22 protein-coding genes are annotated in these 12,610 nt (G+C 47.8%); 20 read left to right on the forward strand and 2 right to left on the reverse strand.

The window, feature by feature from the left end:
* The first annotated feature begins 249 nt into the window (after positions 1–249).
* The 20 genes from GT360_RS07230 to GT360_RS07315 all read left to right on the forward strand — a co-directional run bounded on the left by GT360_RS07230 (position 250) and on the right by GT360_RS07315 (position 9,931).
* Complete coding sequence (locus GT360_RS07230) at positions 250–555, forward strand: hypothetical protein (protein WP_164648220.1); 306 nt, start codon at positions 250–252, stop codon at positions 553–555.
* Positions 542–739, forward strand: coding sequence for a hypothetical protein (locus tag GT360_RS07235; RefSeq protein WP_164648221.1), 198 nt, complete (start codon positions 542–544; stop codon positions 737–739). The genes GT360_RS07230 and GT360_RS07235 overlap by 14 nt, the downstream gene beginning before the upstream one ends.
* On the forward strand, positions 736–2,556 hold the full coding sequence (locus GT360_RS07240) for a replication endonuclease (protein ID WP_420825438.1): 1,821 nt from the start codon (positions 736–738) through the stop codon (positions 2,554–2,556). Before GT360_RS07235 ends, GT360_RS07240 begins: the two co-directional genes overlap by 4 nt.
* 30 nt (positions 2,557–2,586) lie before the next feature.
* Positions 2,587–2,760, forward strand: a complete 174-nt coding sequence (locus GT360_RS07245) for a hypothetical protein (RefSeq protein ID WP_164648222.1) — start codon at positions 2,587–2,589, stop codon at positions 2,758–2,760.
* Positions 2,761–2,768: 8 nt separating this feature from the next.
* The gene (locus GT360_RS07250) at positions 2,769–3,227 is read left to right on the forward strand and encodes a hypothetical protein (protein WP_164648223.1); all 459 of its coding nucleotides are present in this window, start codon (positions 2,769–2,771) and stop codon (positions 3,225–3,227) included.
* Positions 3,214–3,738 carry a hypothetical protein gene (locus GT360_RS07255; protein WP_164648224.1) on the forward strand — a complete coding sequence of 175 codons (525 nt, stop codon included), beginning with the start codon at positions 3,214–3,216 and terminating at the stop codon, positions 3,736–3,738. Before GT360_RS07250 ends, GT360_RS07255 begins: the two co-directional genes overlap by 14 nt.
* Positions 3,713–4,432: a P-loop NTPase family protein gene (locus GT360_RS07260; protein WP_164648225.1), complete on the forward strand. Its 720-nt coding sequence runs from the start codon at positions 3,713–3,715 to the stop codon at positions 4,430–4,432. Before GT360_RS07255 ends, GT360_RS07260 begins: the two co-directional genes overlap by 26 nt.
* A gap of 75 nt (positions 4,433–4,507) precedes the next feature.
* Entirely contained in the window at positions 4,508–4,822 is a 315-nt protein-coding gene (locus GT360_RS07265; RefSeq protein ID WP_164648226.1) for a hypothetical protein, read from the forward strand.
* Positions 4,823–4,977: 155 nt separating this feature from the next.
* Positions 4,978–5,115, forward strand: a complete 138-nt coding sequence (locus GT360_RS21815; protein WP_204274553.1) for a hypothetical protein — start codon at positions 4,978–4,980, stop codon at positions 5,113–5,115.
* Between the two features lie 3 nt (positions 5,116–5,118).
* Entirely contained in the window at positions 5,119–5,961 is an 843-nt protein-coding gene (locus GT360_RS07270) for a major capsid protein P2 (RefSeq protein WP_164648227.1), read from the forward strand.
* A gap of 15 nt (positions 5,962–5,976) precedes the next feature.
* Positions 5,977–6,285 (forward strand): hypothetical protein, encoded by a 309-nt coding sequence (locus tag GT360_RS07275; RefSeq protein WP_164648228.1) that lies wholly within the window; start codon positions 5,977–5,979, stop codon positions 6,283–6,285.
* Between the two features lies 1 nt (position 6,286).
* The gene (locus tag GT360_RS21820) at positions 6,287–6,433 is read left to right on the forward strand and encodes a hypothetical protein (RefSeq protein ID WP_204274554.1); all 147 of its coding nucleotides are present in this window, start codon (positions 6,287–6,289) and stop codon (positions 6,431–6,433) included.
* Positions 6,434–6,622: a hypothetical protein gene (locus GT360_RS07280; RefSeq protein WP_164648229.1), complete on the forward strand. Its 189-nt coding sequence runs from the start codon at positions 6,434–6,436 to the stop codon at positions 6,620–6,622.
* Between the two features lie 80 nt (positions 6,623–6,702).
* Complete coding sequence (locus GT360_RS07285) at positions 6,703–6,990, forward strand: DNAase (RefSeq protein ID WP_239502605.1); 288 nt, start codon at positions 6,703–6,705, stop codon at positions 6,988–6,990.
* A 3-nt stretch (positions 6,991–6,993) separates the two neighbouring features.
* Positions 6,994–7,548 (forward strand): chemotaxis protein, encoded by a 555-nt coding sequence (locus GT360_RS07290; protein ID WP_164648231.1) that lies wholly within the window; start codon positions 6,994–6,996, stop codon positions 7,546–7,548.
* A complete protein-coding gene (locus GT360_RS07295) occupies positions 7,545–8,297 on the forward strand; it encodes a hypothetical protein (protein ID WP_164648232.1) in 753 nt (250 codons plus the stop codon). The genes GT360_RS07290 and GT360_RS07295 overlap by 4 nt, the downstream gene beginning before the upstream one ends.
* A 2-nt stretch (positions 8,298–8,299) precedes the next feature.
* A complete protein-coding gene (locus GT360_RS07300) occupies positions 8,300–9,067 on the forward strand; it encodes a hypothetical protein (protein ID WP_164648233.1) in 768 nt (255 codons plus the stop codon).
* The gene (locus GT360_RS07305; RefSeq protein WP_239502606.1) at positions 9,057–9,545 is read left to right on the forward strand and encodes a structural protein; all 489 of its coding nucleotides are present in this window, start codon (positions 9,057–9,059) and stop codon (positions 9,543–9,545) included. The genes GT360_RS07300 and GT360_RS07305 overlap by 11 nt, the downstream gene beginning before the upstream one ends.
* A gap of 53 nt (positions 9,546–9,598) precedes the next feature.
* Complete coding sequence (locus GT360_RS07310) at positions 9,599–9,754, forward strand: Rossmann-fold NAD(P)-binding domain-containing protein (protein WP_338062531.1); 156 nt, start codon at positions 9,599–9,601, stop codon at positions 9,752–9,754.
* Positions 9,755–9,763: 9 nt separating this feature from the next.
* Entirely contained in the window at positions 9,764–9,931 is a 168-nt protein-coding gene (locus tag GT360_RS07315) for a hypothetical protein (protein WP_164648234.1), read from the forward strand.
* A gap of 69 nt (positions 9,932–10,000) precedes the next feature.
* Here the strand turns inward: GT360_RS07315 and GT360_RS07320 are convergent, their stop codons facing one another.
* Both GT360_RS07320 and GT360_RS07325 read right to left on the reverse strand, forming a co-directional pair.
* Entirely contained in the window at positions 10,001–10,423 is a 423-nt protein-coding gene (locus GT360_RS07320; RefSeq protein ID WP_164648235.1) for a phage protein, read from the reverse strand.
* Positions 10,424–10,859: 436 nt separating this feature from the next.
* Positions 10,860–12,605, reverse strand: a complete 1,746-nt coding sequence (locus GT360_RS07325; protein ID WP_164648236.1) for an ATP-binding protein — start codon at positions 12,603–12,605, stop codon at positions 10,860–10,862.
* Between the last annotated feature and the right edge of the window lie 5 nt (positions 12,606–12,610).

The following is a 12,610-nucleotide window of genomic DNA, read 5'->3' on the forward strand; positions in this document are numbered from 1 at the left end:
GTTTCGCCAATTTCAAGCCCGTGTCACCTCCGATATGCAGCGCGGCTTTCTCCAATCAACATTACGTCATGCCAATGAACTCATCCAGGACTTGGGGACACTACAAGCCCGCAAGGTGATTGATTGCGTGTCATACAACTCAAATCACAAGAGTTCGTTTAAACGCTCAAGTGCGCTCATGGTGCATTTGCAAAGCGAGCGATTAAGACAGCTAACCAAAAAAAGCAGACAACAAGCGAGGGCAAAAAAATGATTCATTTCGAGATTGAACACGCTTTAGAGGGTAAATACCTACTGTTAAACCTGTTTTGCAAGCAAGGTTATGTTTGCACCATACATTTTGATCGCGTTTTGTTAATGGAAGGCAGCGACCGTGCCGCCGTGATGCTCAACGGTGATATTGTGACCACCGTACCCAAAGCCGTTTTTGATGATTATCAACAGTTCCGCAAGCAAGAGGACGCGCCCGCGATGGGCGCAGACTCTTTTCTCAAACGTTTGATTGAGTTGGACGCACGCGGCGCAATGGTTGGGGGCAATCATGGCGAGCGTTGAGATTGTCAGCAATGAAAACCTACTCGCAACGGGTGAGGGCTTGCCGTTTAAGCCCTTTTCCTCCAACTTTTACGCCTTGATTGCTCAATGTGAGGAATACACCGAGCAGGGCGCAACCTACATCAATTCAAGCATTGCCATTATTCCAATGGATTTGACTCGCCGTTTGGTGGTCACGCTATGAAGCTTGATCGCAAAGAGATAGAAATCAAAATGGCGGCAAAAACGACCGCCAATGATGCTATCCATCAAAACACCTTTGCCCGCCGTTTTTTCCCACGCTTGCCCGCCATTGTTCGTAACGATGTAAGGCGTAAAGTGGAGGCGAGAACCCGCCGCAAAAACCCCACAAAAGAGAACGTGAGTAAAACAGCGAGTGACGCAGTCAAGTTTGGCTTGAGTGTCGCCCAGCACATAGAAAACCGCTTTTCTTTTGTCGATTGTCGCAAAGGGGCACGCACTGAGCCGCTGACGCACAATATTTTGATGCGTGATGATGCGCTCAACAAGTTCGCGGGTAAATACGCCGATAAGTGTGCGGATTTACTATCAAATCTTGAAGCGGATAAGCACAGCTCGTTTATTGGCGCGTTGTATGCGGTTTATAGCGAGCAAAAAGCGCTCCTTGAGACCATTCATATCAGCCCGCCGATGGTCAATTTCAAAACGAAAGACGCGGAATTATTAGAGGAAATGCTGACGGCGGCAGTGTTGAAAATGCAGTCTGAAAAATGGCTTGAATCGCGCTTGCTGCGTCTGCGTGCCAACTACATTGAATATTCACAAATCGCGTTGAGCCGTGTCGGTGATAAAGGGCATCAAAGCCATTACGTATCGGAGATTTCATTTGGTAACTGGAAGCGTAAACAGCGTGAATCTGAACAGTACATGAAATCAATGAGTGTCTACAACGAGGACACGGGCGAGCACTTCCTATTGGAGGAAGTCGCCAAACGTACCATTGCCAACCCCGAAAACCGCCGCATTGAAATGATGGTGCGCTCACGTGGGTTTGAAGAATTAGCCGAGGAAATGGGCTACACGGCGCTGTTTATTACATGGACGTTGCCAAGCCGCTTTCACCGCAATTCACCAAAGTGGGACGGGTCAAGCGTGAAAGACGGTCACGCCGAGCTGATGTATCAATGGTCACTCGCTCGCGCAAAGCTGGCGAAAGCGGAAATTCAATATTTCGGTTTTCGTGTTGCCGAGCCACACAAAGACGCGACCAGTCACGCGCACTATTTCTTGTTTTGTTCGCCAAAGGTTAAGGCAAGCATTCTCAGCATATTGGAAGGGGAAGCGCTGGCGCTCGACCGTGCCGAGCTTGGCGACGATACCTCACCGCGTTTTGATGTAAAAGAAGCCGATCCAAGTAAGGGCGGCGCAACGGCGTACATTGCCAAATACGTCTCCAAGAACATCAACGGCAAGCACATGCCAGAAACCCAAGCCGAAGAAAGTGCGTTCAAAGTGCGTGCTTGGGCTTCGGTTCACCGCATCCGCCAGTTTCAGCAGTTTGGTGGCGAGCCCGTGTCACTGTGGCGCAGTCTACGCCGAGCAACCGCCGAGCAAACGAAAGAAGATGAGCAACTCGAAGAGCTTCGACAGGCGGCAGATTCATCAAAATGGGCGCTGTTTTGCAAGTTAGCGCACGGCGCAAAACTCGCCTACAAATCAAAGAAAAATGACTACGGCGAAACCATCCACAAAATCGTGGGGTTTGAGTGGTTGGGTCAAGTGATCGAAACCGCAAGCGAGTGCTATTCGCTTGTAAAAACGAAAGACGTGAAGCGTCTTTTAAAAAGCCGTGGAACGGCGTCTTGGAGCACTGAAAATAACTGTAACCCGTGGCTTGAACAGCAACTAAAAACGGTTACTGGTTGGGACAGTGCTCGTTTAACGGAGTGCATTTCTCTGCTTTATGAGGGGCGGTGGTGCATGGTAGATGAATATCAATCTGTCCGACTCAAAGACGGGCAATTATTGGTCAGCAACTAATTCACTAATGACAGTCAAGGAAGAATCAAAATGAATCAATCCGATGCAATCACGGCAGAAATTGAAAAGGAAATCCAAAAGGCGAGCGGTCACATGATGTTAAAAGCGTTTACCGCGCCGCTGCGTCTGCTTGTGGTTTGGATGAAACAAACCAATGAACGTTTGTTAGAGCTCGAAACCCAAATGCAGAAAACTGAGCTGTAGGGGGCATCATGGCGAGCAAAAACCCAGTAAAAGGCTTTATCCGTTGCCACATGCCTGATTGTGGCTGTATCTCCACGGTTCACGCGGTCGGTGAGCACAAAATATTGACCGTGGGCGAGCCGCCAAAGAATCAACGCAATACGGGGCGCTTGTATTTCAATTGCCCGAATTGCGGCTTTCAGCAAGGCAAAGGTGAGCAGTTCCAAGCATTCATCAAAGCCAATATGAGCGAAACCAAAGAGGGGCTAAACAGCCCCGAAACCAATAAAACCAAGGTTTCAGAGCCAGCCGCGCCGCCAGTGGTCGCCGAGCCAAAGCCAGTGATTGAAGCCGTAACAGAAACCGAGCCGAAGCCAGTTAAAACACGGCTTGAAGCCTTAACACCATACTTGGCGGCAGCCGCCGCCCTAATCGCATTATTTCTATTCATCCACAAAGGGACGACAAAACAACATGCAACAGCCTGATAACCACGGCATTGAAGCCGAAAACCACGAAGTAACCGACCATAACGCCGCGTTTAGTCAATTGGAAGATTTTGACGCAATGGAACGCGGCGAAGCCCCGCAAACTGAAGCACCAAACGAGCAAGGCGAGGCGCTGCAAATCAGTGAAGCCGATGCCGCCGCCGCTGCCATGATGCTTGATTACGGTTTAGGGCTATCAGAGGGCGCAATTTCAATGATGGCGGGCGTGTCTTTTCACTATGATGAAGCCCAAAAAGCCAAGTTTATTGAAGCCGCGCAACCTATCATCCAGAAATACGGCGGCACATGGCTTGGATGGGTCGAAAAATACAAAGATGAGGGCATGTTATTGCTTGCTGCGGGCGGTTTAACCATGACCAGTGTGGCAACCATCAAGCGACTTAAATTTGAGCAGCTTGTCGCGCTGGAAGCGGTGAAAGAGAAAGCCGCCGCCAATGATGAAACCGTAACGCAAGGGGGTGAGCATGGCGAAGAAAGCGCAGCCGCTTAAATTGCCAAGCCCGAAAAACGCAAACCAAACGTTGCCCGCGTTGCATACCGTATATGTGGCGGGCACGGGTGGCGGAAAAACGACGGCAATCAAGAAATTAAACCTTGTACCGCGTGGCGCTCAAGTGGTGTTCTTTGATCCCTACGAGAACTATTGCAACGGTAAATTCAAAGGGCAAAACGTCCAACGCTTCACCGAATTTGCGCCATTTGCGCGAGCATTGGTGGCAGCACGGGCAAAAAATGCCAGTTTTAAATGTGCCCTGGTTAAACCCGCCACAATGGAAAATCTCGAAATGTTCGCGGCGATTGTTTGGAGCGTGGGGGATGGACTGAAAAAACCGCTCCACGTGGTCATTGAGGAATTAGGCAGCGCCGCCGAAACCAGCACCAAACTGAATGGGCGAGCGGGTGAGCTATGGCGCGGCGGTCGTCAATTTGGCTTAGTGGTACATAGTGCGTTCCAACGTACCCAAGAAGTGCCGAAAACGGTCATTACCCAAAGCCCCACTTGGTGGGTGGGCGGGCTGTCTAGCCTATCGGACGTGAACGCCATTCATAAACTGCGTGGGGTGTGTCCTGATGCGCTCAAGGCGCTAAAAACCGCTGCGCAAAACAACGGAATCGCGCAATACATGCTCATCAAAGAAGGGATTGATAATATACAAATGGGAGAATTGAACTGTACAAAATAATTAAAGATACCATTGATGTATAAGGTATTTAATCTACGCTTTAGTTATTGGCTAGACAAATAACTAGAGGTGAACATGCCCCTTTACAACGAACTGGTTCAAGAGAGTTCGCAGCTATATGACGAAGTGACCAAAGCCGTGAACAGCAAATATTCATGGCTTTCTTGTCAATCACATGAATACACTAAGCGTTTAAATCGCCTCAATGCGTTTCTCGATAGCTTGGAAAGCACAAATATTACTCAACGTGAACGCGATGCAATCAAGCATAAAGCAGTAATAATAGACTCATCGTTGCAAACAATGAAGTATCAACGATTCGTCTTCTTTTCTCTTTGCTTAGTAGGCGCTGCTTTCGTTCTTGCGGCTGTGGCTTTTTTCCGTTTGTAACCTTCAGTATTTCCACAATTTTGCTTCCTTTGTACCTAATAGGTTAAGCCCTTAGCCTATTAGGTTGCACTACCTACCCAATTACCCAATCCCTTGCTTTTATTAGTCCTGTTTTTCAACGGCATAACGCCATAACTAACCAAAGCAGGTAATCAATGAAAGTCGATAAAAAGACCATGACGCCGATTCTAATCACTGCGTGCGTAACGCTTGTGATTCTTGGCGCAATCAACAACGTTGACGCATTCAAACCCGTCAGCGACCAAATCAACGGCAAAAAAGGGTGGTTCTAATCTATGGAAATGCTAACAACGCCATTTAACCCGCGCCCTAAAGAGCTTGACCCAGTAGAGGGCGTTTCGTGGGGCAACCAAGCAACCTTGCGATTAGTATCGGGGCCAACGTACCAAAACATTGAATTGGTGACGGATATTTCTGATCCGAAAGACATTGAGCGCGTGATGCTCAAGCTAAACGGCAAAGAGATCATCAACCTGACGGGTGACGATTTGGTCAATCTTCAAAAGCACCGTAAGCAATACACGCAAGCGGGGCGCTACGTTATCCCATTTGCGGATATTTCACTGCGTACCAAAGCGGGTGTGCGCACGGGTGAGCTTGTCACGCTAGGCGGTGAGATTTGGATGCTCTACATCCAGCTAAAAGCCAAAGACGCGGGCACGGTTGCGCCAATGATTCGCGCCCGTGCTCATACCACGGCAGCGCAAGCAACGCGCTATTACATGCCGCGCTTGTATTCACTGACTTGGTTCGCCTCTGCGACAGGTCGCACGCCGTTTGACTTCTCAGAGCGCTCGCCGTTCCTGACGCTAAAGCGCATTCACTTCAAAGATGAATCAATCGAACGTATCCGCGTTCTACGTGACGACCGCGAAGAAATGAACGTGTCGAAAGTCGATAACGCCTATGACTTGGCATTAGCCGAGCTGGAACAAACGGCGGGTTACTTCACGCTTGATTTTGTTCGCACGGGCTTTGGCACAGAGGGACGTTTGCCAACCAACGCGGCTAAACAACTGCAATTTGAGCTTGAAAAATCAGAGTCGGGCAGCGTTCCGCTTGTGATTGAAGCCATCGAGCAAGTGGCGACACTGCCAGCACAAGGCGCAGCCAGTTAATAACGGGGGGTTTGTATGACTTGGTGGAATGACCTACTTGAAACGGGCGGTGAAATTGTCGGCGGCGCTATTGATGTGGCGGGCGACCTTGGCAGCGAATGGATTAACGCCAAAGTAGACAACGAAGCAGATCGCGTTTCATCTGCAAACCCTGACGAAAACCGAGCCAACGAAAACAACTACCAGCAGCCCAATGGCGATACCGTGCAAACAGGCACGGGCGCGGGCGGGTTCAATATCAGCAAAGATATGGCTATCGCGGCGGGTGTCGCGGTGGCAATTTGCGGGGTGTTGTACGTGGTGACAAAAAAAGGGAGTAAATAACATGCCATTACTTGTTTTGCCTTTCCTTGGCGGCGGTGCGTTAGGGGCATATTTCGGGTTCTCAATGAGTGACGGATTCAACCGCTTAACGTGGTTTATCGTGCTCGCGCTGGCGGTATTTCTGGCGGTGAAATTGGGGGTAATTTAAATGTTTTCGGATTTGGGAAGTTTAACCAACAACGCGCCCGTTAATGGTGGTCAAGCGACCAGCGGCGCGGATGGTGGCACAAATTCAAACGGTCAATCAATTGGGTCTATCAATATGGGTGATTCTAACAAGTGGCTAATTCTTGTGGGTGTCGGGATTCTCGCCACGCTTTGGTTCACTAAAAAATGATTGAGTGCGTATCCACGCAAGGCGGGGCTATTGAGCGACTAAAGCGAGCGTTTCGAGCGTGCCCGAAAGACTTCGATTTAATGCAGCAGGAAATCGAAGCGGGGCGGGTGTCGGTGTATCACCTGACGGGTGAGCGCTTCAATGTGGTGGTCGCGGGTGAAATTGTCGGGGAGTCTTATTTTTTGTGGGGTTTGGCGGGTCGCGGCATGGTAGAAGCCGTGCGCGAGTTGCGTCACTACGTGGAAAAGGCGGGGTTATCGAGCATTAGCGCGGATACGCATTTCAAAGGAGTAGCGAAGTTATGCCGAGCACTTGGCATTGATGAAAGCCAGTGTGACGGGGTCACTTCTATGAAATGGGAGTTTTAAAAAGTGGGTGGTAAATCCAGTTCTAGCAGCAGTAATCAAACCACTAATGTCAGCGGTCAAACCGCCATTAGTGGTGATAACTTAGGCACGAATCTCAGCGGCGTTAATAACTCAGAAATTAACATTACCGCGACCGACCACGGCGCAGTTAAGGGGGCGTTAGATTTAGGCGGCGAGATTATCGAAGCGGGCGAAAACATGTTTTTGGGCGGGGTTGAAATGGTGCAAAACTCGCACGAAATCAACTCTGCATTAGTGCGTGATGCGCACAATACCAATACTGATTTTTTGTCCAGTACGCACGAATTAAACACAATGTTTGCGGCGCACGCGCTCGATGAGTACAGCAGCACCAACAGCGAAAACTTGTCAATGATTGCAGGGCTTGCGGGCAACCAAGCCGCGCAAAACAGCGCCAATCTCTCGTCAATGATGGAACTTGCCAAGTTCAAGCAAGACGGCGGCAAAAGCGAAAGTGATACCAAGCAAATCGTGCTGATTGTGGTCGTGTGCTTGGTGTTGGGTTTGGTGTCTTATGGGGCGGTGTCGAAAAAATGATTATTCACTTAATTGACGGTCAGCCAATGCCTTTGACCATTGGCGCAAAATGGGTCCACGTAGAAAAAGCCGAGCACCCGTTTACGATGCACATTGATGAAACAAGCGAGTTGGTCAAGCTATCAGAAACCGCCGTTTATCATCATTCAACAGACGAAATCGGGCGCGTATTTCTAACTGGTAGCGGGGCAATCGAAATCGAAACGGGCGCGGGCACGTTCACGCCGCCCGTGAAGGGTCAGCAAGTCGAAGTTGCCGCCATGCCTGCGGTCGAAGTCAGCAAACTGCCCGCCGTGGATGTCGCAACCATGCCAGCGGTCGAAGTGAGCAAAGTGCCCGCCGTGGACGTGTCAACGATGCCAGCGGTCGAGGTAAGCAAAGTGCCCGCCGTGGACGTGGCAACCATGCCAGCGGTCGAGGTGAGCCAAGTGCCCGCCGTGGATGTGGCGACCATGCCAGCGGTCGAGGTGTCCAAACTGCCCGCCGTGAATGCTTACGTGCTCGCCTCTGGACGATTTGAAACACACGCCTTTGACACGTTTCCCGCCAGTATTGCCAAAGACGATGCCCGCAAAGGGCTAACCCTCAAGGCGCACAAAGATAATACGGGCGCTATTGAGCTGATGGACGCGGCAACGGGCGCGGAAGTGTACGAGCTGGACGCGGGCGAAGTGTTGCAACTTGCCGTGAAAAGCGAAATTTTTATAAATGCTCAAGCGGGCGACCGTTTGATGATTATCGAGGTTTAACAATGGTTTATCCAAAAAAGAACGCCGATGAAATCGCAATCGGTGAAGTGTTCGACAATCTGCCAGAAGGCGATCCACGCAATAAAGTGGAATATTTGGCAAAGTTTCTCGACCTATTAAGCGTGGGCGGTGAAGCGCCGTTTGATTGTGCGATGCAGTGCGGCTTTAGCATTCGTGAATATGGTCGTGATGGTGGGGTGTATAAAATTCATCTCTCGCCGCATTATGAAAAAGTCGGCAAAACAGAGCTATTTTATCGCTATGATTCCGATATTTACACCAACTGTTTAAACCCACTTGAAGCGCACAAAGCGTATTTGCAACACGGGCGAAGTGAGCCAATCCAAGAGGAATGGGTCATTCAAGCCGCTACGCGCTTTGGCATGGAAATGACATTTAACGGCGCATTTACCATTTCAGACAGCAGTTTAATTGCTCAAATTGAAGCGGCTAACGAGTTGCGCTTGCGCATCTACATTGAAAATGGATTCGGCGCGAGTGTCTATCTGCCCGCCTATTGGGACGCGAGCAACAAACGATTAAATTTCTCCGGTCATTTTATGGATTGGCTCGCCGCTAACCCTGATATGTTCATTGATTGGCAGACGGGGCTTGCGTCACATGAGCGCGCCGATATGACGGCGAATTTCTATGTTTGCGATGCAAAAGGCACGTTGGCGCATTTGGACACAACCAGTAAAGGGTCGGTTTACAACATCGGCGGTCAAATTCGTGTTTTTGATGCCGAGGACACCGAGTATGGCGGCTAAATCAATGATTTTGGCGTTTGTCATCTTGTGTTTGATTGGCGTTTGGGGGGCGCGAAATAGCGATATGACCAAAAATTTACTGCAACCACGCGGAGTGCGTAACAACAACCCGCTAAACATCCGAATTGGTAACAACGATTGGCAAGGCAAAGCGAGCACATCCAATGATGATGAATTTGAAACCTTTACCCACTCGAAATATGGCTTTCGTGCGGGTGCGAAGATCTTACAGAACTATCAAACCCAATACGGGCTTTACACGCTCGCGGAGATGATAAACCGCTTTGCACCACCAAACGAGAACAATACCAAGAATTACGCGGCGTTTGTCGCGGGGGAAATCGGCGTTGATGTGAATCAACGGGTCGATATGCAAGACCGCCATTTATTGGCGCGTACCGTTCACGCTATGTCGATTATGGAAGTGGGACGACACTACACAATTAATGATGCTATCGAGGGGGTGGCGTTAGTATGATGAATTTCAATCAAAAATCGACGTGGCGCGGGCTGGCGCTCATTGGGTCGGCGGTGGCGCTGCTTTCGGGCAATGGTCACTTGTTTAGCGCCGAGTTAACCGAAACAGGGGTAAACCTTGGCGGCGTTATCGGGTCAGCGGCGGCGGTAGTCGTGCCGATTGGGGTCGGTCTATGGGAAACCCTACGTGATGAGTTTAAAACGGGCTAGGGTGGCGCTATGGCGGAATTTCCAGCCATTGCCCTAATGAGTGAGTTAGGTTTTCGACCGACTGAAATCATTTTCTTGGGGATGCTTTGGCACAACCAACGGATACACAAACAGATTTTGAACAAATTGATCGAGAAAGTGCGTGATATTGAACTGACAATGAAGCATTTCTCATAACTAAAAAAGCCCCTTAATGGGGCTTTTGTCATTAGTGGCACATAGAAATTAAAACAGTCACAACGTCACTTATTTGTATTTTGTTGGAATCCAAATTGCCGCTTTTGGACGGCGACCACCACGAAACGGCGGCGGGTTTTCCTTGGCAGTGTAAATTTTGGGTGCTTCAATACGCCCGTAACGCTCGACAAGTTGGCGGTGTTCGTCTTTGTGTATGGCGAAGCTGTCTAACTCTTTGGGGCTGAATTGGCGACCTTCGGGCGTGATTAAAATCGCTTTTTCCTCATTGACGCGAAAGCCTGACCAACGCAAATCATTCGGCAGATAGCCAATAGATTTAATGATGAGCAGCTTTTCAGCCATCGGGTTAATGTGGGATGTGCCGTCTAGCCAACGTTGCACGGTGATGGGTCTGACATGAAACCAGTCAGCGGCAGCTTGAACAGAATCAAAGTTTCTGAACAGCAATTCTTTAAATGATGAATCTAACATTGTGATTATTCTCACATTTCTGAAATTAAAATTAAGCCGCTTTTTAATCGGGCGTGGCTATTAATAAAGGGGATTCAATAGTCACTCGCTATTAATTGGTTGCACTCAAGGCGCTTAGAAAAGTTATGGTTTTTCGCGTTTCCGAAACAAAAGCGCAATCAACGTATAGAAAAAGTGATGTTAGTGCAAAAACCCTAACAAATACGGGGTTTGCAGCGTGATGAGTTTCGCAAAAACTCGTTAAAATTCTGAATGTTAACAAAACAACCTCCAGTGCGTATTATGTATATTATGTTAAATAAATTGTTTTTTGAAACCAGACGATTCCATCTCAGTTTCTCTATCCTTCCCTGACATTCAATCAGATTGAACATAATTATATTTACCATAAAATACCTAATAATCAGTTAATTATCTGACGATCATTAACTGATTATTAGGACTCGACGCAATCAACGCTTTGTAACTTAGTAGATAGTACATCGTCAATGATAGCGAGAATTTCTTTTTGTCTGATTGGTTTACAGACAAACTCGTCCATGCCACACGTTAGGCATTCATTGCGATCACTTTTACCTGCATGTGCAGTTAACGCAATAATTGGCGTATGCTGGTTGAATGCTCTAATCTTCTTCGTTGCCGTAATTCCATCCATTACAGGCATCGATAAATCCATGAGTATAACGTCCACTTTTTCGGATGTTTTGCGCATGTAATCAACAGCCAGCTTTCCATTGTCTAGTGTGGTTACCTTGAAACCATTGTTTTCCAGAATCAGCTTTGCGACAACTTGGTTCGTTTTTGTATCCTCTACAACTAACACATGTTTGCCATTAGCGATGACATGTTGATGAGGTCTGATGCTCGTTTTGCTAATACTCTGGCGAACTTGCAACGGTATTTTTACCGTGACCGTTGTGCCTTGCGATACTTCTGAGTGAAGTTCTATATGGCCGCCCATCTGCTCAACAATGTGTTTGGTAATGCTCAGTCCAAGCCCGGAGCCACCAAACTTTCTTGTAATGCTTGAGTCTGCTTGAACAAATGGAGTGAAAAGCTTCTCGATGTTGCGTTGTGCGATGCCAATCCCGGTATCTTTAATTTTGATATTAAGTATGTTGCCTTCCAGAGAAGCTTGAACATCAACACACCCTTGTTCGGTGAATTTAACGGAGTTCCCCACAAGATTGAATATCACTTGTGACAAGCGGCTGGAGTCCATAAACACATCGAGTTCTTCTTCAATTGTCATATCACACCAAAAGTTCAAACCTTTACTGTGTGCGAGTGATTGGTGATACGCCAAGCTATTGTTAATCGCTTTAGATATATCGATCCAACGTCGATTTAGCGGAAAATTACCGCGTTCAATCTGAGTAATTTCGAGGATATCTCCGATTAATGCCAACAGCATCTCTGCAGATGTCGTCATTTGAGATAATATTTGCTGAGAATCATCGCAATTCAACTGGTTGGAAAGTACATCGATGTAGCCTAATACAGAATTAAGTGGTGTTCTAAACTCATGACTCATCATTGCAAGAAACTTGGATTTAGCCTCGTTTGCTTCAATTGCTTTCTTCTTTGCTTGTTCTAGCTCTACGGTTCTTTGCTGAACTAAGCGTGTAAGCTGTTCTTTATGTTCGATATCGAACACTGCACGTTCCAGAAGTGGTCTAAAGCGCGTAAGAGTATCCTTCGTATTGGTTGAGAACTGCCCTACTTTGTTACCCAGTAACAAAATGACTGAGTCGGATAATTCACTACAGATACCTACTAATAGAGCTGAGCGTAATTCTGGTTTTATACATAAGTTGAGAGTTTTGATTTCATCAATTCGTGCCGCATCAAATAGAACGATCGTTTCACCTTCTAGAACGCGAGAAAATTTTGGACCGTGCTGCCATTGGATAGAGTTGAGTTTTGGATTAGTGGTCAGTAAACAAGAATAGCTTGTTTTTGCTTTGGGTTTACTCAATACCAAAAATTCATCGAAATCGATGTACAGTGAGAGGACTTTGCGCAGTTCTCGGAAAATCTGCTCTTTGTTTGTAGAACCAGTGATGGACGAAATCGCATCAAGGATTGCTGCGTTTTCTTTTAACAGCATGGCTTCACGCTCTCTGCTGCGATTGAGTTCAAACAACGCTTCTCTTAGCTGTTCTTGATCCCGGTTAGACATGTTTT

The organism is Vibrio astriarenae (genome assembly GCF_010587385.1).
Taxonomy (GTDB): domain Bacteria; phylum Pseudomonadota; class Gammaproteobacteria; order Enterobacterales; family Vibrionaceae; genus Vibrio; species Vibrio astriarenae.

Excerpts from the sequence above, each read along its gene's own strand:
- GT360_RS07230 (WP_164648220.1), top strand. The coding sequence starts at position 250 with ATGATTCATTTCGAGATTGAACACGCTTTAGAGGGTAAATACCTACTG.
- GT360_RS07235 (WP_164648221.1), top strand. The coding sequence starts at position 542 with ATGGCGAGCGTTGAGATTGTCAGCAATGAAAACCTACTCGCAACGGGT.
- GT360_RS07240 (WP_420825438.1), top strand. The coding sequence starts at position 736 with ATGAAGCTTGATCGCAAAGAGATAGAAATCAAAATGGCGGCAAAAACG.
- GT360_RS07245 (WP_164648222.1), top strand. The coding sequence starts at position 2,587 with ATGAATCAATCCGATGCAATCACGGCAGAAATTGAAAAGGAAATCCAA.
- GT360_RS07250 (WP_164648223.1), top strand. The coding sequence starts at position 2,769 with ATGGCGAGCAAAAACCCAGTAAAAGGCTTTATCCGTTGCCACATGCCT.
- GT360_RS07255 (WP_164648224.1), top strand. The coding sequence starts at position 3,214 with ATGCAACAGCCTGATAACCACGGCATTGAAGCCGAAAACCACGAAGTA.
- GT360_RS07260 (WP_164648225.1), top strand. The coding sequence starts at position 3,713 with ATGGCGAAGAAAGCGCAGCCGCTTAAATTGCCAAGCCCGAAAAACGCA.
- GT360_RS07265 (WP_164648226.1), top strand. The coding sequence starts at position 4,508 with ATGCCCCTTTACAACGAACTGGTTCAAGAGAGTTCGCAGCTATATGAC.
- GT360_RS21815 (WP_204274553.1), top strand. The coding sequence starts at position 4,978 with ATGAAAGTCGATAAAAAGACCATGACGCCGATTCTAATCACTGCGTGC.
- GT360_RS07270 (WP_164648227.1), top strand. The coding sequence starts at position 5,119 with ATGGAAATGCTAACAACGCCATTTAACCCGCGCCCTAAAGAGCTTGAC.
- GT360_RS07275 (WP_164648228.1), top strand. The coding sequence starts at position 5,977 with ATGACTTGGTGGAATGACCTACTTGAAACGGGCGGTGAAATTGTCGGC.
- GT360_RS21820 (WP_204274554.1), top strand. The coding sequence starts at position 6,287 with ATGCCATTACTTGTTTTGCCTTTCCTTGGCGGCGGTGCGTTAGGGGCA.
- GT360_RS07280 (WP_164648229.1), top strand. The coding sequence starts at position 6,434 with ATGTTTTCGGATTTGGGAAGTTTAACCAACAACGCGCCCGTTAATGGT.
- GT360_RS07285 (WP_239502605.1), top strand. The coding sequence starts at position 6,703 with ATGCAGCAGGAAATCGAAGCGGGGCGGGTGTCGGTGTATCACCTGACG.
- GT360_RS07295 (WP_164648232.1), top strand. The coding sequence starts at position 7,545 with ATGATTATTCACTTAATTGACGGTCAGCCAATGCCTTTGACCATTGGC.
- GT360_RS07300 (WP_164648233.1), top strand. The coding sequence starts at position 8,300 with ATGGTTTATCCAAAAAAGAACGCCGATGAAATCGCAATCGGTGAAGTG.
- GT360_RS07305 (WP_239502606.1), top strand. The coding sequence starts at position 9,057 with ATGGCGGCTAAATCAATGATTTTGGCGTTTGTCATCTTGTGTTTGATT.
- GT360_RS07315 (WP_164648234.1), top strand. The coding sequence starts at position 9,764 with ATGGCGGAATTTCCAGCCATTGCCCTAATGAGTGAGTTAGGTTTTCGA.
- GT360_RS07320 (WP_164648235.1), bottom strand. The coding sequence starts at position 10,423 with ATGTTAGATTCATCATTTAAAGAATTGCTGTTCAGAAACTTTGATTCT.
- GT360_RS07325 (WP_164648236.1), bottom strand. The coding sequence starts at position 12,605 with ATGTCTAACCGGGATCAAGAACAGCTAAGAGAAGCGTTGTTTGAACTC.